The sequence below is a fragment of the Streptomyces aurantiacus genome, assembly GCF_027107535.1.
Lineage (GTDB): Bacteria > Actinomycetota > Actinomycetes > Streptomycetales > Streptomycetaceae > Streptomyces.
The window spans coordinates 3,031,785-3,055,643 of record NZ_CP114283.1; the positions used below are offsets into that span (position 1 = coordinate 3,031,785).

A 23,859-nucleotide genomic window follows, 5' to 3' on the forward strand; every position below is an offset into this window, starting at 1 on the left:
CACACGTTCGACGGTGGTTGCTCATGGGTGGAACGTTGATTATTCGGCACTCTTGGTCGTCTTCTCCTTCCAGTACTGTCCTTCGGGGCGTGGAAAGAATGAGGGAAGCGGCGAGGGTGCCGGGCACGCTGTTGGGTGTCTGAGGGTATGGCCGTATGGCTGCCTTCAGTGCCGGCCCCAGTGCACTCGCCTGTGAAGGCGGGGTGATGGGTGGTTGGTCGTTGTTTGAGAACTGCACAGTGGACGCGAGCATCTGTGGCCAAGTTTTTAAGGGCGCACGGTGGATGCCTTGGTACCAGGAACCGATGAAGGACGTGGGAGGCCACGATAGTCCCCGGGGAGCCGTCAACCAGGCTTTGATCCGGGGGTTTCCGAATGGGGAAACCCGGCAGTCGTCATGGGCTGTCACCCACATCTGAACACATAGGGTGTGTGGAGGGAACGCGGGGAAGTGAAACATCTCAGTACCCGCAGGAAGAGAAAACAACCGTGATTCCGGGAGTAGTGGCGAGCGAAACCGGATGAGGCCAAACCGTATGTGTGTGAGACCCGGCAGGGGTTGCGCATGCGGGGTTGTGGGATCTCTCTTTCACAGTCTGCCGGCTGTGAGACGAGTCAGAAACCGTTGGTGTAGGCGAAGGACATGCGAAAGGTCCGGCGTAGAGGGTAAGACCCCCGTAGTCGAAACATCAACGGCTCGTTTGAGAGACACCCAAGTAGCACGGGGCCCGAGAAATCCCGTGTGAATCTGGCGGGACCACCCGCTAAGCCTAAATATTCCCTGGTGACCGATAGCGGATAGTACCGTGAGGGAATGGTGAAAAGTACCGCGGGAGCGGAGTGAAATAGTACCTGAAACCGTGTGCCTACAAGCCGTGGGAGCGTCGCTCACAGAGTTTACTCTGTGGGTCGTGACTGCGTGCCTTTTGAAGAATGAGCCTGCGAGTTTGCGGTGTGTTGCGAGGTTAACCCGTGTGGGGAAGCCGTAGCGAAAGCGAGTCCGAATAGGGCGATTCAGTAGCGCGCTCAAGACCCGAAGCGGAGTGATCTAGCCATGGGCAGGTTGAAGCGGCTGTAAGAGGTCGTGGAGGACCGAACCCACCAGGGTTGAAAACCTGGGGGATGACCTGTGGTTAGGGGTGAAAGGCCAATCAAACTCCGTGATAGCTGGTTCTCCCCGAAATGCATTTAGGTGCAGCGTCGTGTGTTTCTTGCCGGAGGTAGAGCACTGGATAGGCGATGGGCCCTACCGGGTTACTGACCTTAGCCAAACTCCGAATGCCGGTAAGTGAGAGCGCGGCAGTGAGACTGTGGGGGATAAGCTCCATGGTCGAGAGGGAAACAGCCCAGAGCATCGACTAAGGCCCCTAAGCGTACGCTAAGTGGGAAAGGATGTGGAGTCGCACAGACAACCAGGAGGTTGGCTTAGAAGCAGCCACCCTTGAAAGAGTGCGTAATAGCTCACTGGTCTAGTGATTCCGCGCCGACAATGTAGCGGGGCTCAAGCGTACCGCCGAAGTCGTGTCATTTCAGCATATAGGGCCAACGCCCGCTGGGATGGGTAGGGGAGCGTCGTGTGCCGGGTGAAGCCGCGCCGGAAGGCAGTGGTGGACGGTTCACGAGTGAGAATGCAGGCATGAGTAGCGATACACACGTGAGAAACGTGTGCGCCGATTGACTAAGGGTTCCTGGGTCAAGCTGATCTGCCCAGGGTAAGTCGGGACCTAAGGCGAGGCCGACAGGCGTAGTCGATGGATAACCGGTTGATATTCCGGTACCCGCTGTGAAGCGTCAAACATTGAACCAGGCGATGCTAAGTCCGTGAAGCCGTTCCGGACCCTTCGGGGAAAGGAAAGTGGTGGAGCCGACGGACCAGACCTGCAGTAGGTGAGTGATGGGGTGACGCAGGAAGGTAGTCCATCCCGGGCGGTGGTTGTCCCGGGGTAAGGGTGTAGCCCGTGTGATAGGTAAATCCGTCGCACATCAAGGGTGAGACCTGATGCCGAGCCGATTGTGGTGAAGTGGATGATCCTATGCTGTCGAGAAAAGCCTCTAGCGAGTTTCATGGCGGCCCGTACCCTAAACCGACTCAGGTGGTCAGGTAGAGAATACCGAGGCGTTCGGGTGAACTATGGTTAAGGAACTCGGCAAAATGCCCCCGTAACTTCGGGAGAAGGGGGGCCATCACTGGTGATCCGATTTACTCGGTGAGCTGGGGGTGGCCGCAGAGACCAGCGAGAAGCGACTGTTTACTAAAAACACAGGTCCGTGCGAAGCCGTAAGGCGATGTATACGGACTGACGCCTGCCCGGTGCTGGAACGTTAAGGGGACCGGTTAGTCAAACTTCGGTTTGGCGAAGCTGAGAACTTAAGCGCCAGTAAACGGCGGTGGTAACTATAACCATCCTAAGGTAGCGAAATTCCTTGTCGGGTAAGTTCCGACCTGCACGAATGGCGTAACGACTTCTCGACTGTCTCAACCATAGGCCCGGTGAAATTGCACTACGAGTAAAGATGCTCGTTTCGCGCAGCAGGACGGAAAGACCCCGGGACCTTTACTACAGTTTGATATTGGTGTTCGGTTCGGCTTGTGTAGGATAGCTGGGAGACTTTGAAGTCATGGCGCCAGCCATGGTGGAGTCGTCGTTGAAATACCAGTCTGGTCGTGCTGGATGTCTAACCTGGGTCCGTGATCCGGATCAGGGACAGTGTCTGATGGGTAGTTTAACTGGGGCGGTTGCCTCCTAAAGAGTAACGGAGGCGCCCAAAGGTTCCCTCAGCCTGGTTGGCAATCAGGTGTTGAGTGTAAGTGCACAAGGGAGCTTGACTGTGAGACCGACGGGTCGAGCAGGGACGAAAGTCGGGACTAGTGATCCGGCGGTGGCTTGTGGAAGCGCCGTCGCTCAACGGATAAAAGGTACCCCGGGGATAACAGGCTGATCTTCCCCAAGAGTCCATATCGACGGGATGGTTTGGCACCTCGATGTCGGCTCGTCGCATCCTGGGGCTGGAGTCGGTCCCAAGGGTTGGGCTGTTCGCCCATTAAAGCGGTACGCGAGCTGGGTTTAGAACGTCGTGAGACAGTTCGGTCCCTATCCGCTGTGCGCGTAGGAATATTGAGAAGGGCTGTCCCTAGTACGAGAGGACCGGGACGGACGAACCTCTGGTGTGCCAGTTGTCCTGCCAAGGGCATGGCTGGTTGGCTACGTTCGGGAGGGATAACCGCTGAAAGCATCTAAGCGGGAAGCCTGCTTCGAGATGAGTATTCCCACCAACTAGATTGGTTAAGGCTCCCAGTAGACGACTGGGTTGATAGGCCAGATGTGGAAGCCCTGTAAGGGGTGAAGCTGACTGGTACTAATAGGCCGAGGGCTTGTCCTCAGTTGCTCGCGTCCACTGTGTTGGTTCTGAAACCACGAACAATCCCATACCCTTGTTTGGCCACGGGGTATGGTGCCGCAGTTTGAGTGTTTCATAGTGTTTCGGTGGTCATAGCGTGAGGGAAACGCCCGGTTACATTCCGAACCCGGAAGCTAAGCCTTACAGCGCCGATGGTACTGCAGGGGGGACCCTGTGGGAGAGTAGGACGCCGCCGAACGTATATTGCTGATAGCCCCCGCACTCCGGTGCGGGGGCTATTTTGCGTTCAGGGGAGATCACCGGAACCCCTCCGCGATGTGGGTGCACGGCTGAGGGTAAGGTCAGTGAGCATCGTTGGCACGTTCCCACAGGAGGCTCCCGGGTGGAGGTTCAGGAGACCCGCGTCCAGACAGACCGGGTCCTCACCATCCCGAACATCCTCAGCATGGCGCGCCTGGCCGGCGTACCGCTCTTCCTGTGGCTGATCCTCAGGCCGGAGTTCGGCGGCCCCCAGAGCGACGGCTGGGCACTTCTGGTGCTCATGTTGAGCGGTATCAGCGACTATCTGGACGGCAAGCTCGCCCGGCGCTGGAACCAGATCAGCAGCCTCGGCCGACTGCTGGACCCCGCGGCCGACCGGCTCTACATTCTGTCGACCCTGCTCGGGCTCACCTGGCGTGAGATTCTGCCGCTGTGGCTGACCGCTGTCCTGCTCGCGCGGGAGCTCGTTCTGCTCGTGATGGTGGGCATCCTCCGGCGGCACGGCTATCCGCCGCCTCAGGTGAACTTCCTTGGGAAGGCAGCCACGTTCAACCTGATGTACGCCTTCCCGTTGCTGCTGCTCAGTGACGGAAGTGGATGGCTCGCATCACTCGCTGCTATTTTCGGATGGGCGTTCGCCGGATGGGGTACAACTCTGTACTGGTGGGCAGGGATCCTGTACGTGGTTCAGGTCCGCCGCCTTGTCCGTGCGGACACCATGGCCGACTGAGCTCGCCCACTGGGTGGCCGTAGAGGTCTCTGATGGCCCGCGACGAGAATGTGCGGGACAATCTGACGGGTGAAGTCGGCTAGACCGTCTCTTCAAGGAGGACGCTTCCGACATGAAGGCCGTCGTGATGGCCGGAGGTGAAGGCACACGCCTTCGCCCCATGACCTCAAGCATGCCCAAGCCGCTCCTGCCTGTGGCCAATCGCCCGATCATGGAGCACGTGCTACGGCTGCTCAAGCGGCATGGGCTCAACGAAACCGTCGTCACTGTCCAGTTCCTGGCCTCGCTGGTCAAGAACTACTTCGGTGACGGTGAAGAGCTCGGTATGGAGCTCACCTATGCCAACGAGGAGAAGCCACTCGGTACTGCCGGCAGTGTCAAGAACGCCGAGGAGGCACTGAAGGACGACACCTTCCTCGTGATCTCCGGTGATGCTCTGACCGACTTCGATCTCACCGACCTGATCAATTTTCACAAGGAAAAGGGCGGGCTGGTCACCGTCTGTTTGACCCGAGTCCCCAATCCTCTTGAATTCGGCATCACCATCGTGGACGAAGAGGGCAAGGTCGAGCGCTTTCTTGAAAAGCCGACCTGGGGTCAGGTCTTCTCCGACACCGTCAACACGGGCATCTACGTCATGGAGCCCGAAGTCTTCGACTATGTCGAGGCCGATGCCTCCGTCGACTGGTCCGGCGATGTCTTCCCTCAGCTGATGAAGGAGGGCAAGCCGATCTACGGCTATATCGCCGAGGGGTACTGGGAGGACGTAGGCACTCACGAGAGTTATGTGAAGGCTCAGGCCGATGTCCTGGAGGGCAAGGTCGACGTCGAACTGGACGGCTTCGAGATCTCGCCCGGCGTCTGGGTCGCCGAGGGCGCCGAAGTCCACCCCGACGCGGTGCTGCGAGGCCCGCTCTACATCGGGGACTACGCCAAGGTCGAGGCGGACGTCGAAATCCGAGAGCACACCGTGGTGGGCTCCAACGTCGTCGTCAAGACCGGGGCATTCCTGCACAAGGCCGTGCTGCACGACAACGTGTACATCGGTCAGCACAGCAACCTGCGCGGCTGTGTCATCGGAAAGAACACCGACATCATGCGGGCCGCGCGTATCGAAGACGGTGCCGTCATCGGGGACGAGTGCCTCGTCGGCGAAGAATCGATCGTGCAGGGCAACGTACGGGTATACCCGTTCAAGACGATCGAGGCCGGCGCCTTCGTCAATACGTCGGTCATCTGGGAGTCCCGGGGGCAGGCCCATCTCTTCGGAGCCCGTGGCGTGACCGGGATCCTCAACGTGGAGATCACGCCCGAGCTGGCCGTCCGCCTGGCGGGGGCGTACGCGACCACGCTCAAGAAGGGCTCCACCGTCACCACGGCCCGCGACCACTCCAGAGGTGCCCGCGCGCTCAAGCGGGCGGTCATCTCGGCTCTGCAGGCCAGCGCCATCGATGTGCGGGACCTGGAAAACGTACCGCTGCCGGTGGCTAGGCAGCAGACCGCGCGGGGCAGTGCCGGCGGGATCATGATCCGTACGACGCCCGGAGTTCCCGACTCCGTCGACATCATGTTCTTCGACGGGCGCGGGGCGGACCTGTCGCAGGGAAGCCAGCGGAAGCTCGACCGGGTGTTCGCGCGGCAGGAGTACCGGCGGGCGTTCCCCGGTGAGATCGGGGATCTGCACTTCCCGGCCAGCGTCTTCGACTCGTACACGGGCTCGCTGCTCAGGAATGTCGACACGACCGGGATCGCCGAGTCCGGGCTCAAGGTGGTCGTGGACGCGTCGAACGGCAGCGCCGGCCTGGTCCTGCCCAGCCTTCTGGGCAAGCTCGGGGTCGATTCGCTGACGATCAACCCCGGACTGGACGAGTCGCGGCCCACGGAGACAGCGGACGCCCGCCGTTCGGGAATGGTGCGGCTCGGAGAGATCGTGGCCTCCGCACGGGCCGCGTTCGGGGTGCGGTTCGACCCGGTGGGCGAGCGGCTGTCGCTCGTCGACGAGAAGGGCCGGATCATCGAGGACGACCGGGCGCTGCTCGTCATGCTCGACCTGGTGGCCGCCGAACGGCGCAGCGGGCGTGTGGCGTTGCCGGTGACCACCACGAGGATCGCCGAGCAGGTGGCGGCGTACCACGGGACGCAGGTCGACTGGACGACGACGTCTCCGGACGATCTGACGCGCGTCGGGCGCGAGGAGTCGACGATCTTCGGTGGCGACGGGCGCGGTGGTTACATCGTGCCGGAGTTCAGCTCCGTGTTCGACGGCGCCGCGGCCTTCGTCCGGCTCATCGGACTGGTGGCGCGGACGCAGCTCACTCTCAGCCAGATCGACGCACGGATTCCGCGGGCGCACGTCATCAAGCGGGATCTCGCGACTCCCTGGGCGGTCAAGGGGCTTGTGATGCGGCGCGTCGTGGAAGCGGCCGGTGACAGGTTCGTCGACACGACCGACGGCGTTCGCGTCGTGGAGACCGACGGACGCTGGGTGATGGTCCTTCCCGATCCCGCGGAGGCCGTCACCCACCTGTGGGCCGAAGGCCCGGACGACGCGTCGGCGCAGGCGTTGCTCGACGAGTGGTCGTCCGTGGTGGACAGCGCCGGTCGCTGAGCAGCACGCGCGCGTGCCGGACGGGCCCTTTTGGGGGCCCGTCCGGCACGTCGGTGGGGCCATTCGGAGGTACTGGCCGCGACGTGCGACGATGTGCGGCATGCCGCAGCAGCCCCCCGTTCGGAGCACCCCCACGCGCCCCTCGCGCCCGGACGCCTCCATGTCGCTGCTCACCAACGTCATGGACCACAGTCTCGACGACGGGTACGCCGAGGCGGCTGAGCGCAAGAAGGCCGACGGCACGGGTGGTATGCCCAAGACGCTGCGGGCGAAGCTCGGTCTAGCGGCCGGTCTGGTGCTCGCGGCCCTCGTGGTGACCGTGGGCGCGGCTCAGGCGCGGATAGCGGCTCCTGGCGTCGCCAAGGAGCGCGAGGAACTCATCGACCGCATCGACCGCGAGACGTCGGCGGCCGAAGACCTCGAAGACGGCATCGACAAGCTCCGCGACGACGTGGGCGCCCGGCAGCGCGAGGCGTTGAAGAAACACGGTGGTGACCAGGGCGAGCTGGTGGGCATCCTGGCGGGCGCGGTCGAAGTGCACGGCCCCGGCGTCAAACTCGTCGTGGACGATGCCAAGGAAGCCGACCAGAGCGGGGACGGGGACGCCCGCGAGACATCGGGCTTCTCCGACACCGGACGCGTACGCGACCGTGACATGCAGCGCGTCATCAACGGGCTGTGGGCGTCGGGCGCGGAGGCCATCACGATCAACGGTCAGCGGCTCACGGCGCTGTCGGCGATCAGGGCCGCGGGCGACGCGATACTGGTCGACAACAAGCCGCTGGTGCCGCCGTACACGGTGCTCGCGGTGGGGGACGGCCGGAGATTGAGCACCAAGTTCCAGAACAGTGGCGACGGGCAGTATCTGCACGCCCTGGAGAAGAACTTCGGGATCCGGACCAGTATCTCCGTCGAGGACGAGATCCGGCTGCCCGCAGCACCGAGTGTGATCGTACGAACAGCAGAGCCGAGCACAGAGAAAGGCACATCGTGATCGCGGTACTGGGCCTCGTCGTGGGAGTCGTGGCTGGATTGTTGGTCCGGCCCGAGGTTCCGGCAATGGTCGAGCCCTATCTTCCGATCGCCGTCGTCGCGGCGCTCGACGCCGTGTTCGGAGGCCTGCGGGCGATGCTCGACGGCATCTTCGACGACAAGGTCTTCGTGGTGTCGTTCCTGTCGAACGTGGTCGTGGCCGCACTGATCGTCTTCCTGGGCGACAAGTTGGGCGTGGGCGCGCAGCTGTCCACCGGCGTCGTGGTCGTCCTCGGTATCCGCATCTTCTCCAACGCCGCGGCGATCCGTCGGCACGTCTTCCGGGCGTGAGGCCGATGAGCAGCAAGGACGAAACGCCGGGCACCCCCGAGAGCCCCCTGCGCAAGGAACTGCCCGAAGAAGTGCCGGCCGAGACCCCGGACACCACGCCTTTGGCCGAGGCGGAGGAGCCCGGGTCGCCGGAGGTCCAGCCGGAACAGGGTGGACCGGCCGTTGCCACCGGCCGTCAGCGGCTGGTGAAGGGCCTGTGGCCGCCGCGGGTGTCCCGCGCGCAACTCATCGTGGCCCTCCTGCTGTTCGGTCTGGGCTTCGGCCTCGCCGTCCAGGTCGCGTCCAACAGCGACAGCGACGGCGCCCTGCGCGGCGCACGGCAGGAGGATCTCGTACGCATCCTCGATGAACTGGATGACCGTACGCAGCGTCTGGAAGAGGAGAAGCAGGGGCTCGAGGACCAGCGGACCGAGCTGGAGAACAGCTCGGACCAGGCCGAGGAGGCCCGCAAGCAGACCGTCGAGAAGGAGAAGCAACTCGGCATTCTGGCGGGCACCGTGGCGGCGCAGGGTCCCGGCATCACGCTGACGATCGACGACGCGAAGGGGACGGTCGAGGCCGACATGCTGCTCGACGCGGTTCAGGAGCTGCGCGCGGCCGGCGCTGAGGCGATCCAGGTCAATGGCGTACGGGTCGTCGCCGGCACCTATCTGACGGACGTGAGCGGGGGAGTCGCCGTGGACGGGAACAAGATCAGCTCTCCCTATCGTTTCAAGGTCATCGGCAAGCCGCAGGACCTCGAACCGGCGCTCAACATCCCTGGCGGAGTGGTGCAGACTTTGGAGAAGGAGCAGGCCACTGTGACGGTGGAGCGCTCGGACAAGATCGTCGTGGACGCCTTGCGACCGGCGAAGCGGCCTGACTACGCTCGGTCGTCCTCCCAGTGAACCGGGGGCGCTTGGAGGCCGCTCCGCGAGGGCATGAGGTTGCGGGGGGTCGACGCACCGAATGGGTGGTGCGTGGTGGAAACTGTCTGGTGGATACGGACGTTGTGAGGGTGTCCGGCTCGACCGGTGTGTGCAATCAGGGTTCGTCCTGCCCCACGGGCGGGTCTGTTTCGGTCAAGGGGAATCGCCCGTGAAGTTGTTTGGGAAGTTGTTCGGCAAGAGCGCACGAGAGGGCAGCGACAACGCCACTGCCCGGCACCGTGCACGCCCCTCGGACGCCGAGGAGCAGGGAGACCGCCCGCTGTTCAGGGACCAGGTCGGTGGGCCGGGCGGTGACATTTCCGGTGGTCAGGGCGCGCCGTCTGTTGACCCTGCCCAGTCGGGACGCATAGGTTTCGGGGACCCGTCAGCCTCGGGTACGGGTGGTGGATTCGGCTCCGACCCGTACGCGTCCAATGCCCCGGCGGGGCAGCCGCGGCAGGAGGATCCGTCCATGTCGGCCCTGGTGTGTACGAGGTGCGGTAACCGCAACGCGGAAGCGAGCCGCTTCTGCTCGAACTGTGGTGCGCCGCTGCGGGCGGGGGCGACCCCGGAGCGTCCGTCGGAGACCACCTCGACGATCTCCATCTCGGGTCTCGAGGCCTACGACGCCGAGGTGACCGGCCAGACACAGATGCCGATGCTCTCGCCCGAGGCGCAGGCCGCGGTCGACGCGCTGCCGCTCGGCTCGGCGCTCCTGGTGGTGCGGCGGGGGCCCAATTCGGGCAGCCGCTTCCTGCTGGACGGCGAGCTGACCACCGCGGGCCGTCATCCGCAGAGCGACATCTTCCTGGACGACGTGACCGTGTCGCGACGCCATGTGGAGTTCCGCCGTGAGCCCGACGGCTCGTTCACGGTGGCGGACGTCGGCAGCCTCAACGGCACGTACGTCAACCGGGAGCGGATCGACCGGGTCCCTCTGTCGAACGGTGACGAGGTGCAGATCGGCAAGTACCGGCTGGTCTTCTACGCGAGCCAGCGGGGCATCTGACCCTCCCCCAGACTTTGTCCGGGGAGACCCCCAGGGAAGGTCCATGCTTCGAACACCGAGCGGCGGTGCCGGAAACGGCGCCGCCGCCACGGACAACGGGCTGATGAGCATCGGCACGGTACTGAACGTGCTGCGTGACGAGTTCCCCGAGGTCACCGTCTCCAAGATCCGTTTTCTGGAGTCCGAGGGGCTCATCGAGCCGCAGCGGACACCGTCGGGGTACCGGAAGTTCAGCCCGGACGACGTCGAGCGTCTTGGCCACGTCCTGAGAATGCAGCGGGACCACTACCTGCCCCTGAAAGTGATCCGCGAGCACCTGGACGCCATGGAGCGCGGCGAGGCGGTGCCGTTGCCGTCCGTGGGGCGTCAGCGCGACGGTGAGGCCCTGAGCGAGCCCGAGGGGCCCACGGTGGCCCGGATCGGGCGGGCCGAGCTGCTGGCCGCCGCCGAGATCGACGAGCAGGAGCTCGACGAGTGGGAGTCGTACGGACTCATCACTCCGCTGCTGGACGGCGTGTACGACGCCGAGGCGGTCACCGTGGCCGGACTGGTCCAGGAACTCGGGAGGTTCGGGATCGAGCCACGGCACCTGCGCGCCGTGAAGGCCGCCGCCGACCGGGAGGCCGGGCTCGTGGACCAGGTCGTGGCACCCCTGCGGCTCCATCGCAACCCGCAGACCAGGGCACACGCGCAGGAACGCACCAAGGAGCTGGCGGGCCTCGCGGTGAGGCTGCATGCCGCGCTGGTCCAGTCCGCGCTCGGAGTGCGGCTGCCCTGAACCGAGGGCCCGCGCGGAACGTGGGATGGGGCACCCATTCCGTGCCCGACTACCCAAAGGTGCCGGGCACGGCCTAGGGTTGCTGTGTGAACGAGCTCGACGTCGTAGGTGTCCGGGTCGAAATGCCCTCCAACCAACCGATCGTGCTCCTGCGTGAAGTGGGAGGCGACCGTTACCTCCCCATCTGGATCGGGCCGGGGGAGGCGACGGCGATCGCCTTCGCACAGCAGGGCATGGCTCCCGCGCGACCGCTGACCCACGACCTGTTCAAGGACGTGCTGGACGCCGTCGGCCAGGAGCTGACCGAAGTGCGCATCACGGATCTGCGGGAGGGCGTCTTCTACGCGGAGCTGGTGTTCGCCAGCGGTGTCGAGGTCAGTGCCCGGCCGTCGGACGCCATAGCTCTCGCTCTGCGCACCGGGACGCCCATCTACGGCAGCGACGGGGTCCTGGACGACGCCGGCATCGCGATCCCGGACGAGCAGGAGGACGAGGTGGAGAAGTTCCGCGAGTTCCTCGACCAGATCTCGCCCGAGGACTTCGGTACCAACAGCCAGTGACCGGCACGGACGCCCGGTGGTGACCCTCCGGGGCGGTCGGACGACAGGCCGTGCGGCGTCCGTTCCGAGCGCATTCGGCTAGCCTTTCCCCGCGGTGGGGCACGGGAAACCACTCTCAGGGTGATTATCACCCGGCGTGCCGAGTGTGGCGATCGTTGACGCGCCCCTGGTGACTGCCTACCGTCGAGAAGGCAGGTCAAGGACGGAGGTCGGCGTGAGAAGCAGCGGCGACGGTACGGCTGGGGGTGCCCCCGGACACGGTCTGGGGGAGAGCGGCCCGTACCCGCTTTACAGCAGCGCGGCCGATCACGTACAGCGGCCGACCGCGGTGCCGGAGGACGGTGAGGTGGCGTGCGAGGAGATCGGTTATCGCGGCCCCACGGCCTGCGCGGCCGCGGGGATCACCTATCGGCAGCTGGACTACTGGGCCAGGACCGGGCTGGTCGAGCCGAGCGTGCGGGCCGCCTACGGGTCGGGGACGCAGCGGCTCTACAGCTTCCGGGACGTGGTCGTCCTGAAGATCGTCAAGCGGTTCCTCGACACAGGGGTCTCGCTGCAGAACATCCGCACCACGGTCCAGCACCTCAGGGAGCGCGGATTTCTCGACCTGGAGCGGATGACGCTGATGAGCGACGGCGCCACGGTCTACGAGTGTTCCTCGCCGGACGAGGTCCACGCGCTTCTCCAGGGCGGTCAGGGCATCTTCGGCATCGCCGTGGGCGTCGTGTGGCGGGACGTGGAGAGTGCGCTCTCGCAGCTGCACGGGGAGCGTGTGGACACGGGCGAGACCCTCGTCGGGACCAATCCCACGGACGAACTGGCGCGGCGCCGGAACCGCGCGGTCTGACCCGGCGGCCCGGCGGGTCGCGGAGGTCCGGCGCGGCTCCCAAGGCGTGTGCCGGGGCATTGTCAGTGGCGTAGGGCAGCATCGGTGATGTGAGAACCGCGCCCACGATCCTGCATCTCGACATGGATGCCTTCTTCGCCTCGGCGGAGCAGGCAGCCAAGCCGAGCCTGCGCGGGAAGGCGGTCATCGTGGGCGGCCTCGGGCCTCGCGGCGTGGTCGCCACCTGCTCGTACGAGGCACGGGTCTTCGGGGTGCATTCGGCGATGCCCATGGCGCAGGCCCGCCGCCTGGCGCCGAACGCCGCGTACCTCGTACCGCGCTTCGGGCTCTACCGGCAGATCAGCGAGCAGGTGATGGGGCTGCTGCGGGAGCTGTCGCCGCTGGTGGAGCCGCTCAGCCTGGACGAGGCGTTCGTGGACCTGGAGGCCGGGCAGGCGGCCTGGGACGAGGGGTCGGCGCGGCTGGCCGCGGGGAAGCTGCGCGCGGACATCCGGGCCGTCACCGGGCTGACCGGATCGGTGGGGCTCGCCGCCTCCAAGATGCTCGCGAAGATCGCCTCCGAGCAGGCCAAGCCCGACGGGCTCGTGCTGATCGAGCCGGGCAGCGAGCGGGAACTGCTCGCGCCCATGTCGGTGCGCATCCTGCCGGGCGTGGGACCCGCCACGGGGGACCACCTGCGGCGGGCCGGGATCACCACGGTCGGGGAGCTCGCGGAGGCGGGCGAGGACGAGCTCGTACGGCTGCTGGGGAAGGCGCACGGGGTCGGTCTGTACGCGATGGCGCTGGCCCGTGACGAGCGGGCCGTGGTGGCGGAGCGGGACACCAAGTCGGTGTCCGTCGAGGACACGTACGACGTGGACATCCACGAGAGGGTGCGTGTGCGGACGGAGGTGCAGCGGCTCGCGGACCGGTGTGTCCAGCGGCTGCGGGGCGCGCACCTGTCGGGGCGGACCATCGTGCTGAAGGTGCGGCGGTACGACTTCTCCACACTCACCCGGTCCGAGACGCTGCGAGGGCCGACGGACGATCCCGCGGTGGTGCGGGAGGCGGCGGCGCGGCTGCTGGAGTCCGTGGACACCACGGGAGGCGTACGGCTGCTGGGGGTCGGGGTCTCGGGGCTCGCCGACTACACGCAGGAGGATCTCTTCGCCCAGGCCGGGGCCGCTGCCGCGGGGGAGCCGGTGGGTTCCGGTGAGGAAGTGGCAGTAGAGCCGGCCGTGGAGCCGGTGCCCGTAGCCGAGCGGCGGTGGCACGCGGGGCACGATGTGCGCCATGCCGAGTTCGGGCACGGGTGGGTGCAGGGGAGCGGGGTGGGGCGGGTGACTGTGCGGTTCGAGACGCCGGGGTCCGCGCCGGGGCGGGTACGGACGTTCCGGGTCGACGACCCCGCGTTGGAGGTGGCGGAGCCGTTGCCGTTGGTGGAGCGAAGACCCGGCGATGCGGGGGTGCCCGCGGGGTCGCCCGCGGCGGCCGGGGAGGGGTGACCGAGGCTCTTTCGAGCGTGCGGGCGGCCTGCGACCGGTCGCGCGGTTTCCAGCGCCCCGAGGAGCCGCAGTCGCCCGCGCCTGTGAAGGGGTTTCTACGGGGCTTCGTCCTTGCCCGCCAGGTGGCCGAAGTCATGGTCCGGGAAGGGGGGAGGCGGGCCCACGTCCAGGCCGTAGTGGTGGTAGAGCTGCAGTTCCTGTTCCGGGGAGAGATGGCGGCCCACGCCGAAGTCCGGGGCGTCCTTGATCAGGGCGCGCTCGAAGGGGATGCGCAGGGATCCGCCGACCAGCTCGCTGGGCTCCAGCGGGACGAAGGCGTCGCGGCTGAACAGGCCGGTGCGTATGGCCGCCCACTCCGGTACGCCGGTCGCGTCGTCGAGGTAGACCTCGTCGACCGTGCCGATCCTCGTGCCGTTGCGGTCGAACGCCTTGCGGCCTATCAGGTTGCGCGGATCGATGTCGGTCTGCACGGGCCCTCCAGCTGCTCGCAACTCATCCGTAAGCACTACGAAAGAGCACTTTGAGGAGGGCGGCCACTCGAGGGAACCCCGCTGGTACGCTGGGCAACGGCTGCTGACCCCGTGCGGGAGAGTCCTCCAGGCTTCATCGGAGGCGCCGAAGGAGCAAATCCTCCCCGGAATCTCTCAGGCTCACGTACCGCACGGACGAGGTCACTCTGGAAAGCAGAGCGGTGTACGGGTGTTCGACGGGTTCCGCTCTCACCGACGGTGAAAGTCGGCGCGCCCTCGTGGCGGGCCGGTGAAGCTCTCAGGTTGAGATGACAGAGGGGGAGGCCGTTCGGGCACCCCCACGCCGTGGTGCCCCTCGAAGGTCGTCAGACCAGGAGGCCTCCGCAATGACCGCCCATCGTATTCCGCTCTCCGAGCTCGAACAGGGAATCCCCTTCGAGCAGCGTCACATCGGGCCCGACACCGAAGCCCGGGCCAAGATGCTCGCGCAGGTGGGGTACGGCTCGCTCGACGAGCTGACGGCCGCCGCGGTGCCGGACGTGATCAAGAACGCCGACACGCTCGATCTGCCGGGCGCCCGCTCCGAGGCCGAGGTGCTGGCCGAGCTGCGTTCCCTCGCGGACCGCAACCAGGTGCTGGACTCGATGATCGGGCTCGGCTACTACGGCACGTTCACGCCGCCCGTCATCCTGCGCAACGTCATGGAGAACCCCGCCTGGTACACGGCGTACACGCCGTACCAGCCGGAGATCTCGCAGGGCCGCCTGGAAGCGCTGCTCAACTTCCAGACCGTCGTCGCCGACCTGACGGGTCTGCCGACCTCCGGTGCGTCGCTCCTCGACGAAGGCACGGCGGCCGCCGAGGCCATGGCGCTGTCGCGGCGCATGGGGAAGAACAAGAAGGGCCTCTTCCTCATAGACGCGGACACGATGCCGCAGACCATCGCCGTGATCGAGACCCGCGCCGAGCCCACCGGCGTCGAGGTCGTCGTCGCCGACCTGAGCGAGGGCATCCCCGCCGAGCTCGCCGAGCGCGAGATCAACGGCGTGCTCCTCCAGTACCCCGGTGCCTCCGGAGCCGTCCGCGATCTCGGGCCCGTCGTCGAGCAGGCGCACGAGCTGGGAGCGGTCGTCACCGTCGCCGCCGACCTGCTCGCCCTGACGCTGCTCACCCCGCCCGGTGAACTGGGCGCCGACATCGCCGTCGGCACGACACAGCGTTTCGGCGTGCCGATGGGCTTCGGCGGGCCCCACGCCGGATACATGGCCGTGCGCGAGAAGTTCGCGCGCAGCCTGCCCGGACGGCTCGTCGGCGTCTCGGTCGACGCGGACGGCGACAAGGCGTACCGGCTCGCCCTGCAGACGCGCGAGCAGCACATCCGCCGTGAGAAGGCGACCAGCAACATCTGTACGGCTCAGGTACTGCTCGCCGTGATGGCCGGCATGTACGCCGTCCACCACGGTCCCGAGGGCCTTCGGGCCATCGCCCGGCGCACCCACCGGTACGCCACGATCCTCGCCGCGGGCCTGGCGGCGGGCGGCGTCGAAGTCGTCCACGAGGCGTACTTCGACACGCTCACCGTCCGGGTGCCGGGCCGGGCCGCCGAGGTGCTCGCGGCCGCACGCCAGGGCGGGGTCAACCTTCGCCCGGTCGACGCCGACCACCTGTCCCTCGCCTGTGACGAGACGACGACGCGGGCCCAGCTGGGCGCCGTCTGGGCGGCGTTCGGAGTCGACGGTGACGTGGCGGCACTGGACGCGACGGCGCAGGACACGCTGCCGGACCCGCTGCTGCGCACCGACACGTACCTCGCGCACCCGGTCTTCCACCAGTACCGCTCCGAGACCGCGATGCTGCGCTACCTGCGCCGGCTCGCGGACCGCGACTACGCGCTCGACCGGGGCATGATCCCGCTCGGTTCGTGCACCATGAAGCTGAACGCGACCACCGAGATGGAGCCGGTCACCTGGCCCGAGTTCGGGCAGCTGCACCCCTTCGCGCCCGCCGAGCAGGCGCAGGGCTACCTCACGCTCATCGGTGAGCTCGAGGAGCAGCTCGCCGAGGTCACCGGTTACGACAAGGTGTCGCTGCAGCCCAACGCGGGCTCGCAGGGCGAGCTGGCCGGTCTGCTGGCCGTCCGCGGATACCACCGGGCCAACGGCGACGAGCAGCGCACCGTCTGCCTGATCCCGTCCTCCGCGCACGGCACGAACGCGGCCAGCGCGGTGATGGCCGGGATGAAGGTCGTCGTAGTGAAGACCGCCGAGGACGGCGAGATCGACGTCGAGGACCTGCGGGCCAAGATCGAGCAGTACCGCGACGAGCTGTCCGTGCTGATGATCACGTACCCCTCGACGCACGGGGTGTTCGAGGAGCACGTCGCCGACATCTGCGCGCAGGTGCACGAGGCGGGTGGCCAGGTCTACGTGGACGGCGCCAACCTCAACGCGCTGGTGGGACTGGCCAAGCCGGGTCACTTCGGCGGCGACGTCTCGCACCTCAACCTGCACAAGACGTTCTGCATCCCGCACGGCGGCGGGGGCCCGGGTGTCGGCCCGGTCGGCGTACGCGCGCACCTGGCGCCCTACCTGCCGAACCACCCGCTGCAGCCCGCGGCCGGCCCGGAGACGGGCGTGGGACCCATCTCCGCGGCTCCCTGGGGCTCCGCGGGCATCCTGCCCATCTCGTGGGCCTACGTCCGTCTCATGGGCGGTGAGGGGCTCAAGCGGGCCACACAGGTTGCCGTACTCAGTGCCAACTACGTGGCCAAGCGTCTGGAGCCGCACTATCCGGTGCTCTACACCGGTCCCGGCGGGCTGGTGGCGCACGAGTGCATCATCGACCTGCGGCCGCTGACCAAGGCGACCGGCGTGAGCGTCGACGACGTCGCCAAGCGGCTCATCGACTACGGGTTCCACGCGCCGACGATGTCGTTCCCGGTGGCCGGCACGCTGATGATCGAGCCGACCGAGAGCGAGGACCTGATCGAGCTCGACCGGTTCTGCGAGGCGATGATCGCCATTCGCGCGGAGATCGAGAAGGTCGGCTCGGGGGAGTGGGCCGTGGACGACAACCCGCTGCGGAACGCGCCGCACACGGCCGCGGCGCTCGGCGGCGCGTGGGAGCACGCGTACAGCCGTGAGGAAGCCGTCTTCCCGGCGGGTGTGTCGGCCGCGGACAAGTACTGGCCGCCGGTGCGGCGCATCGACCAGGCGTACGGCGACCGGAACCTGGTCTGTTCCTGCCCGCCGCTGGACGCCTACGAGGAGTAGTCGCTCCCGCTCATGCGTCGGGGCCGGTTCCGGGAGTGCTTCCCGGGCCGGCCCCTTTTTCTGTCCGGGCGGCCTGCCCCGCCGCCCGTGGTGCGCCGTGCCGCTCAGGCGGCGGTCATCACGTCCGTGGCCAGAGGCCGGTGCGGGGCGATGATCCGGCCGTCCGGCAGGAGCTCACCGGTGTCCTCGAAGAGCAGGACGCCGTTGCACAGCAGGCTCCATCCCTGTTCCGGGTGGTGCGCCGCGAGGAGCGCTGCTTCCCGGTCGGCGGAGTCGGCTGTCGGGCACGGTGGCTGGTGCTGGCACATTGATGGGATCTTTCGCTGTGGTGTGACGTCGGTGTTCGGTGTCGTGTCTGTCCCGCGGCTCGAACTGATGCTCATTGCCGCCCCCCGTTTGTCAGATGGTTCAGACCCAGTGTTGCCCTACGGGCGTCAATCCGCAGGGATTTCGCGGCAGCGCTCCTCACAGGTTGAGGACGCATCACCCGTGCGGACGGTTCATTCCAACTGAGCTGTCACTTCGGGTGGTTCGGAGTGGCTAGATGGGGCTAGTCCGTACGGGCCGGGGGTGCGCTGCGTTCTCCTGACGTCACTCCACGCAATCCCCTTCCCACCGGTCCCGCGCACAGCGGAGTGCCCCGCGGCCGGGTGGGGCCGCGGGGCACGGAAGCCGGGGGTGTGCTCAGGCGGGTGAGCCGAGCAGGGGGGCGGGCGTCGGTGTGAGCCGATGTGTCAGGACGGGCAGCAGCTCGGCCACGCGGTGCGGTCGGTGCGCGGCGATGCCCGGCGGGGCGGGCGCCAGCGGTACGAGCAGGTCGGTGGCGGCGGGGCGGCCCTCGGCGCCGTCGGCGCCGCAGTCCCCGTGCAGCCAGAGTGTGAGCATGTAGAGCGCGGGTACGGAGAGCAGGCGTGGCTGGTACGGCCCGGGCGTCGTCTCCGCCTGGCGCAGAGCGCGTTCGGTGGCGGTGATGTACGGACCTTCGAAGAAGTGGGAGAAGGCCCATCCGTCGGGGGTCAGCCTGGTCTCCGCGGCTGCTATGGCCCGATCACCGCAGTGGACGAGGAAACGCCACCCGGCCAGCCGGGTGGTGGAGGCGCCCGTCGACGTGATGTGGTCCAGTACGTGGACGGGCAGCGGGTGTTCGGCTGTGAGGGGCCCCTGGGCGCTGCGCAGGGACGGGGTGCGTGCCTCGCGGACCGCGGTGGGGGAACCGAGGGCCGTGAGGACGGTGCGCAGTGCGGGCGCGGGAGCCAGAGGGACGTGCAGCGGCATGGTGGGTCGCCTCTCATTAGACAGGCATGGTGGCGCGAGGGCGGGGGCGGACGGCGCTGTCAGCTCTCGGGGTCAGAGGGGGCTGGGGGCGCGTGGGGCCTGTCGTCGAAGCGACGGCTGCCGCGCGGTGACCGGCACGCGTGCTCGCAGAGTTGCCGGAAGGTCTTCGCGGCTTCGCCACGAGATCCCTCCGGCGCCTTTGCGATCGCACGCACCCACACCGCGCGGCCCGCCCTTCGTGCGAACGACGTCACTTCGACGACAGTCCCCGCGACCGCGAGCGTCAACTCTCTGCCTCGTTCGCGGAGTTTATACGAAACGTGTTCAGACGATGTTTCATCTAACCGCTTCGCACATTAAAGGCAAGAGACAATTCGGTCGTCGTTACGTGTGTTTGCTCCTGGTTCTCCAGGGGTACTCGACGATGACCTCGGGATATGCCACCGAGGTGGTCGGCCGGTTCTCGTCGGTGCTTTTCACGACAGTGCCGATCGCCAAAAACAACGCGATGACTCATGCCTGGTGAATGTGCCCGGAGAACACCGCGTTCAGACTAGTGCCCGGGGGATCCTTCCGGGGCGTTATCGATCACATTGCCTGGGCATCATCCCCCGTGACCCCGGGACACCAGCGGCCGGTTCTTCGGGCTGCCCAGTCGAGGAGGGAAGCTTCGATGGGGGAGAAGGTCGTGGCGGGGCCGATCGGCCTGTCCGATCGCCGACGGTACCGCGAAAAGCTCCAGCAGTGCCTGGCGGGGCTGGCGCGCTTGTTGGCGGAGAAGCAGTTCGACCGTCCCAAGAATCTCATGGGACTGGAGATCGAGCTGAATCTGGCGGGGTCCGACGGCATGCCGAGAATGATGAATGCGCAAGTACTCGAACGCATCGCGAGCCGTGATTTCCAAACAGAACTCGCCATGTTCAACCTGGAAGTCAACATTGCTCCCCATCGGCTTGAGGGTCGTGTATTCGACCGTCTCGCGGAGGAGCTGCGGACCTCGTTCGCGTATGCCCACCGGAAGGCGAACGAGGTCGATGCCGGGATTGTGATGATCGGTATTCTGCCGACCCTCGCCCGCGACGACCTGGTCTCCGCGAACCTCTCTGACGTGGACCGCTACACGCTGCTCAACGACCAGATCGTGGCGGCCCGCGGCGAGGACTTCACGCTGGACATCGAGGGTGTGGAGCGGCTCAGCTGCACCTCGGCGTCCATCGCGCCCGAAGCGGCCTGCACCTCGGTGCAGTTGCATCTCCAGGTCACACCCGGACGGTTCGCCGATGTGTGGAACGCGGCGCAGGCCGCCGCCGCGGCCCAGATCGCGGTCGGCGCCAACTCGCCGTTCCTCTTCGGCCGTGAGCTGTGGCGCGAGTCCCGGCCGCCGCTGTTCCAGCAGTCCACCGACACCCGCCCGCCCGAGCTCCAGGCGCAGGGGGTGAGGCCGCGGACCTGGTTCGGCGAACGGTGGATCTCCTCGGCGTACGACCTCTTCGAGGAGAACCTGCGCTTCTTTCCTCCGCTGTTGCCCATCCGCGACGAGGAGGACCCGCTGCGCGTCCTCGACGAGGGAGGCATCCCGAAGCTCGCCGAACTCGTGCTCCACAACGGCACCGTCTACCGCTGGAACCGCCCGGTGTACGGCATCGCCGACGGTGTCCCGCATCTGCGCGTCGAGAACAGGGTGCTGCCGGCGGGCCCCACCGTGATCGACGTCGTCGCCAACGCGGCCTTCTACTACGGGCTCGTACGCGCACTGGCCGCCGAGGCACGGCCCGTCTGGACCCGGCTGCCCTTCGAGGCAGCGGCCGCCAACTTCGACCACGCCTGCCGGTACGGCATCGACGCCCGCATGGAGTGGCCGCGGCGCGGCCGGTACGGCGGGGTCACGCGGGTGCCCGCGGTACAGCTGGTGCTGGACGAGCTGCTGCCGCTCGCCGCGCAGGGGCTGGACGCGTGGGGCGTCGAGCCGGCCGACCGGGACCTCTACCTCGGTGTGATCGAGGAGCGGTGCAAGCGAGGGGTCAACGGAGCCTCCTGGCAGTCGCGTACGTTCCACAAGGCGCTGGAGAGCGGCATGGGGCGGGATGCCGCGCTGGCCGCCACGACGCAGCGGTACTGCGAGCTGATGCACCTCGGTGAGCCGGTGCACACCTGGCCGGTCGGGTTGCGCGAGCCGGCCGTCCCGCTGGGGTGAGGGGTCAGTTTCTGTCGCCCGCCCGAACGACGGCCTTCAGGATCACCGAGTGGATCTGGGACGGGTCGGTGACCAGATGGCCCGACCCGCCGGTCGCCTCGGCGATTTCGCCCAGCTCGTCCTTGTCGGCCTCCGGGCCCACCGCGATCGCGATCAGAGGCACGGGGCGCTCCGGGTCGGTGATCCTGCGGAGCTCGGCGACGAGGCTGGAGCGCGAGATGCTCCCGGGGTCCTGGTTCACACCGTCGGTCAGCAGGACCACCGCGTTGAACTTGCCCTTGCGATAGGAGGCCGTGGCCGCCTTGTACGCGGCCAGGGTGGTGTCGTACAGGCCGGTCGCACCGTCCGGCACCGGCTTGAGGCCACGGAAGGCCGCCGACAGCCGGTCCCGCTGCGTACCGCTGCCCACCTGGTCGCCGAGCCGGTCGGTCGGCACGAGGACGCGGTAGTCGCGCTTGCCGTCGAGCTTCGTGGAGAACGTCCACAGCCCGACCTCGTCCTCCGGGGTGAAGGTGGTCAGGGCCTGGAGCAGCGCCGCCCTGGTCACGGCCATCCGGGACTCGCTGGTGCCCGGCACCGGGTCCGACATGGACGAGGAGGCATCGACGACCGTGGTCAGACGGGCGCTCTGCACGGTGATCGTCCACATGCCGAGGGCCTCCTCGATCTCCTTGTCCGTGATCGGTTCGTCCGGCAGCACCGTGTACGGCTGCGGCGCTCGGCCTCCCGCTCCGGCGACCAGGCCGGCCGGGGCCTCGTCGTCGTCCGTACGGAAACCGTGCTTCTCCAGGATTCTGCGCCCCTCGGGCTCGCCGAGGAGTGTCATGAACCGCAGCGCCGCCCGGCTCTCGTCGGTGGTCAGCGTCGGTTCGTCGACCAGTGCGAACGGGTGGTCGAGGCGGGGCGAGCCGTCCTTCGGATAGAACAGGTCGAGGTCGTCGCCGCTGTCCGCCGACGCGTTGTACGCGAACGCCGCCTGCTCGGCGAGGATCAGCGCCTGATTGCGCCTCGGGTTGCCCTGCTCGGCGGCGGAGAGGTCGCGCGGCAGGGTCTCCAGGACCTGGCCGTCGTTGTCGGAGGTGCGCTGCGACAGGGCCTTCGCGGTGGCGGCCGCCTGCGTGTCGCCGTCCTTCGACCCGCTCGCCGCGTGGTTCAGCTGGGTCAGCGCGAGCAGGCCGGTGGCACTGCGCGAGGGGTCGCCCGCGCCGAGCTTCAGGCGGTCGCTCGTCATGGCCGCGCCGGTCAGCTCGGTCCAGGAGTACTGCTTCTCGGGCCAGCCGAGGGACTTCGCCGCCGTGGGGATCATGGCGACGGCGATGGGGGACAGGGCGACATTGCCGGCCGGGGTCACCGGAATCGACCGGTCGTCCGCCAGGACCCGGTTCACCCACACGCCAGAGTCCGGTACCCACGCCTCGAAGTCGGTCGCGCCCTTGCGCCGCGACCGCAGGTCGTCCATGACCTCGTAGGTGTCCCGGGCGGTCACGCTGATGTCGAGGCAGCTGCCGTCGGACGTCACGTCGTTGTCCCGTGCGTAGCCGGCCGCGTCCTTGAGAGCGGGCGCGATGCCGGGAGCGGCGACGATCCTGAGGCGGACGGCGCTGTCCCAGCAGGACGAGCCGAAGGAGAGCGGGCCGCCGTCGACCGCGGCCGCGGTGCCGGCGGCGAGGGCGAGCGCGAGGCCCGCCGCGAGTGCCACGTTGCGGCGCGGAATGCGTGACCGGGGGCCGGTGCGGCCCCTTCGCGGCCCGTCGGGCAAGCTGTGACGTCCCATGACGGTGTGCCCCTCCCTGATCGAGCCTTGAGCCGTAGAAGCCGGAAACGGCCGAATGGTATGGCACAAGGGGGATGCGCCCCGCATGACGTCCGTCCACCGACGGCCCGTCGCGCACGATCTTCGCAACTTCTTTCGAGACCCTAGCGGGGCGAAGACGGGGATGAGGCGGGGATTACTCAACTGGAGGCATGCGTGCAGGTGGGGCAGGGGCCGGTGGCTGATTCCTTTCCCGGGGAACGGCCCACGCGGCGGATCCTCCGCGACGAGACGTTGCTCGTACTGGGGGTCTCGCTCGGGGCGAGCGGGGTCTCCGCGCTGATCAGCTTTGTCGGGTCGGTCACCAGACCGGGAGGTCTGAAGGATCAGGCGGCCACGCTCAACGCCTCGGCCGCGCCCGGCCGTCCGTGGCTCGATCTGGCCTGGCAGCTGTTCGGGATCGCGTCCGCGCTGGTGCCGGTCGCCCTGGTCGCCCACTTCCTGCTCCGCGAGGGCAAGGGGCTGCGCACGCTCGGCTTCGACCGCACCCGTCCGTGGCCCGATCTGGGCCGGGGCGCCGCGATCGCCGCGGTGATCGGCAGCTCCGGTATCGCCTTCTACCTGGCGGCGCGCGGTTTCGGCTTCAATCTCACCGTGGTGCCCGAGGCCCTGCCCGACGTGTGGTGGAAGTTCCCCGTCCTGATCCTCTCCGCGATCCAGAACTCGGTGCTGGAGGAGGTCATCGTCGTCGGGTATCTGTTGCGCCGCCTCGACCAGTTGGGCTGGACGCCGGTCTCCGCCCTGGTGGCCAGCTCGGTGCTGCGCGGCTCGTACCACCTCTACCAGGGCATCGGCGGGTTCATCGGCAACATGGTGATGGGCGTGGTCTTCGTCTATCTGTACCGCCGCTGGGGCCGGGTCGGTCCGCTGGTGGTCGCCCACTCGCTCCTCGACATCGGGGCGTTCGTGGGATACGCGCTGCTGGCGGGCAAGGTGGGGTGGCTGCCCACCGCCTGAGCGGAGCGGC

The 23,859-nt window shown here is 67.3% G+C and carries 17 protein-coding genes, 2 rRNA genes and 1 riboswitch; of the genes, 15 read left to right on the forward strand and 4 right to left on the reverse strand.

Annotated features, from left to right (window positions below; translation table 11 throughout):
- Nucleotides 1–257: 257 nt before the first annotated feature.
- The 12 genes from O1Q96_RS15120 to O1Q96_RS15175 all read left to right on the forward strand — a co-directional run bounded on the left by O1Q96_RS15120 (nt 258) and on the right by O1Q96_RS15175 (nt 13,868).
- Nucleotides 258–3,381 (forward strand): 23S ribosomal RNA (locus O1Q96_RS15120).
- A 100-nt stretch (nt 3,382–3,481) separates the two neighbouring features.
- Nucleotides 3,482–3,598, forward strand: a 5S ribosomal RNA gene (gene rrf / locus O1Q96_RS15125).
- Between the two features lie 144 nt (nt 3,599–3,742).
- On the forward strand, nt 3,743–4,351 hold the full coding sequence (gene clsA / locus O1Q96_RS15130; RefSeq protein ID WP_269248654.1) for a cardiolipin synthase ClsA: 609 nt from the start codon (nt 3,743–3,745) through the stop codon (nt 4,349–4,351).
- Between the two features lie 112 nt (nt 4,352–4,463).
- Nucleotides 4,464–6,959, forward strand: coding sequence for a mannose-1-phosphate guanyltransferase (locus O1Q96_RS15135; RefSeq protein WP_269248655.1), 2,496 nt, complete (start codon nt 4,464–4,466; stop codon nt 6,957–6,959).
- A 91-nt stretch (nt 6,960–7,050) separates the two neighbouring features.
- Nucleotides 7,051–7,953, forward strand: a complete 903-nt coding sequence (locus O1Q96_RS15140; protein ID WP_269248656.1) for a DUF881 domain-containing protein — start codon at nt 7,051–7,053, stop codon at nt 7,951–7,953.
- On the forward strand, nt 7,950–8,282 hold the full coding sequence (locus O1Q96_RS15145; protein WP_046587749.1) for a small basic family protein: 333 nt from the start codon (nt 7,950–7,952) through the stop codon (nt 8,280–8,282). Before O1Q96_RS15140 ends, O1Q96_RS15145 begins: the two co-directional genes overlap by 4 nt.
- 5 nt (nt 8,283–8,287) lie before the next feature.
- Nucleotides 8,288–9,169, forward strand: coding sequence for a DUF881 domain-containing protein (locus tag O1Q96_RS15150; RefSeq protein ID WP_269248657.1), 882 nt, complete (start codon nt 8,288–8,290; stop codon nt 9,167–9,169).
- A gap of 61 nt (nt 9,170–9,230) precedes the next feature.
- Nucleotides 9,231–10,199: a zinc-ribbon and FHA domain-containing protein gene (locus O1Q96_RS15155; RefSeq protein ID WP_217459878.1), complete on the forward strand. Its 969-nt coding sequence runs from the start codon at nt 9,231–9,233 to the stop codon at nt 10,197–10,199.
- A gap of 43 nt (nt 10,200–10,242) precedes the next feature.
- Nucleotides 10,243–10,977, forward strand: coding sequence for a transcriptional regulator FtsR (gene ftsR / locus O1Q96_RS15160; protein WP_269248658.1), 735 nt, complete (start codon nt 10,243–10,245; stop codon nt 10,975–10,977).
- Between the two features lie 86 nt (nt 10,978–11,063).
- Nucleotides 11,064–11,537 carry a bifunctional nuclease family protein gene (locus O1Q96_RS15165; RefSeq protein ID WP_217459876.1) on the forward strand — a complete coding sequence of 158 codons (474 nt, stop codon included), beginning with the start codon at nt 11,064–11,066 and terminating at the stop codon, nt 11,535–11,537.
- A 214-nt stretch (nt 11,538–11,751) separates the two neighbouring features.
- Entirely contained in the window at nt 11,752–12,384 is a 633-nt protein-coding gene (locus O1Q96_RS15170) for a MerR family transcriptional regulator (protein WP_269248659.1), read from the forward strand.
- Nucleotides 12,385–12,473: 89 nt separating this feature from the next.
- Nucleotides 12,474–13,868: a DNA polymerase IV gene (locus O1Q96_RS15175; protein ID WP_269248660.1), complete on the forward strand. Its 1,395-nt coding sequence runs from the start codon at nt 12,474–12,476 to the stop codon at nt 13,866–13,868.
- A 95-nt stretch (nt 13,869–13,963) separates the two neighbouring features.
- Here O1Q96_RS15175 and O1Q96_RS15180 read toward each other — a convergent pair whose 3' ends face one another.
- A complete protein-coding gene (locus O1Q96_RS15180; protein WP_269248661.1) occupies nt 13,964–14,338 on the reverse strand; it encodes a PRC-barrel domain-containing protein in 375 nt (124 codons plus the stop codon).
- A 104-nt stretch (nt 14,339–14,442) separates the two neighbouring features.
- Nucleotides 14,443–14,538, forward strand: a riboswitch (glycine riboswitch).
- 186 nt (nt 14,539–14,724) lie between these two features.
- Between O1Q96_RS15180 and gcvP the strand changes: the two genes are divergently transcribed.
- Nucleotides 14,725–17,610, forward strand: a complete 2,886-nt coding sequence (gene gcvP, locus O1Q96_RS15185) for an aminomethyl-transferring glycine dehydrogenase (RefSeq protein WP_269248662.1) — start codon at nt 14,725–14,727, stop codon at nt 17,608–17,610.
- Nucleotides 17,611–17,714: 104 nt separating this feature from the next.
- On the opposite strand, the gene O1Q96_RS15190 is transcribed toward gcvP, so the two are convergent.
- Together O1Q96_RS15190 and O1Q96_RS15195 are read right to left on the reverse strand one after the other, a co-directional pair.
- Nucleotides 17,715–17,918 carry a DUF5999 family protein gene (locus O1Q96_RS15190; RefSeq protein ID WP_331276041.1) on the reverse strand — a complete coding sequence of 68 codons (204 nt, stop codon included), beginning with the start codon at nt 17,916–17,918 and terminating at the stop codon, nt 17,715–17,717.
- Nucleotides 17,919–18,294: 376 nt separating this feature from the next.
- Nucleotides 18,295–18,885, reverse strand: coding sequence for a hypothetical protein (locus tag O1Q96_RS15195; protein ID WP_269248664.1), 591 nt, complete (start codon nt 18,883–18,885; stop codon nt 18,295–18,297).
- A 673-nt stretch (nt 18,886–19,558) separates the two neighbouring features.
- On the opposite strand from O1Q96_RS15195, the gene O1Q96_RS15200 reads away from it, so the two are divergent.
- A complete protein-coding gene (locus tag O1Q96_RS15200) occupies nt 19,559–21,079 on the forward strand; it encodes a glutamate-cysteine ligase family protein (RefSeq protein WP_269248665.1) in 1,521 nt (506 codons plus the stop codon).
- Nucleotides 21,080–21,083: 4 nt separating this feature from the next.
- Here the strand turns inward: O1Q96_RS15200 and O1Q96_RS15205 are convergent, their stop codons facing one another.
- Nucleotides 21,084–22,853 (reverse strand): substrate-binding and VWA domain-containing protein, encoded by a 1,770-nt coding sequence (locus O1Q96_RS15205; protein WP_269248666.1) that lies wholly within the window; start codon nt 22,851–22,853, stop codon nt 21,084–21,086.
- A 195-nt stretch (nt 22,854–23,048) separates the two neighbouring features.
- On the opposite strand from O1Q96_RS15205, the gene O1Q96_RS15210 reads away from it, so the two are divergent.
- Complete coding sequence (locus O1Q96_RS15210) at nt 23,049–23,849, forward strand: CPBP family intramembrane glutamic endopeptidase (RefSeq protein WP_269248667.1); 801 nt, start codon at nt 23,049–23,051, stop codon at nt 23,847–23,849.
- Nucleotides 23,850–23,859: the final 10 nt, after the last annotated feature.

Excerpts from the sequence above, each read along its gene's own strand:
- O1Q96_RS15200 (WP_269248665.1), top strand. The coding sequence starts at position 19,559 with ATGGGGGAGAAGGTCGTGGCGGGGCCGATCGGCCTGTCCGATCGCCGA.
- gcvP (WP_269248662.1), top strand. The coding sequence starts at position 14,725 with ATGACCGCCCATCGTATTCCGCTCTCCGAGCTCGAACAGGGAATCCCC.
- O1Q96_RS15205 (WP_269248666.1), bottom strand. The coding sequence starts at position 22,853 with ATGGGACGTCACAGCTTGCCCGACGGGCCGCGAAGGGGCCGCACCGGC.
- O1Q96_RS15140 (WP_269248656.1), top strand. The coding sequence starts at position 7,051 with ATGTGCGGCATGCCGCAGCAGCCCCCCGTTCGGAGCACCCCCACGCGC.
- O1Q96_RS15155 (WP_217459878.1), top strand. The coding sequence starts at position 9,231 with ATGGGTGGTGCGTGGTGGAAACTGTCTGGTGGATACGGACGTTGTGAG.
- O1Q96_RS15195 (WP_269248664.1), bottom strand. The coding sequence starts at position 18,885 with ATGCCGCTGCACGTCCCTCTGGCTCCCGCGCCCGCACTGCGCACCGTC.
- O1Q96_RS15190 (WP_331276041.1), bottom strand. The coding sequence starts at position 17,918 with ATGTGCCAGCACCAGCCACCGTGCCCGACAGCCGACTCCGCCGACCGG.
- O1Q96_RS15150 (WP_269248657.1), top strand. The coding sequence starts at position 8,288 with ATGAGCAGCAAGGACGAAACGCCGGGCACCCCCGAGAGCCCCCTGCGC.
- ftsR (WP_269248658.1), top strand. The coding sequence starts at position 10,243 with ATGCTTCGAACACCGAGCGGCGGTGCCGGAAACGGCGCCGCCGCCACG.
- O1Q96_RS15135 (WP_269248655.1), top strand. The coding sequence starts at position 4,464 with ATGAAGGCCGTCGTGATGGCCGGAGGTGAAGGCACACGCCTTCGCCCC.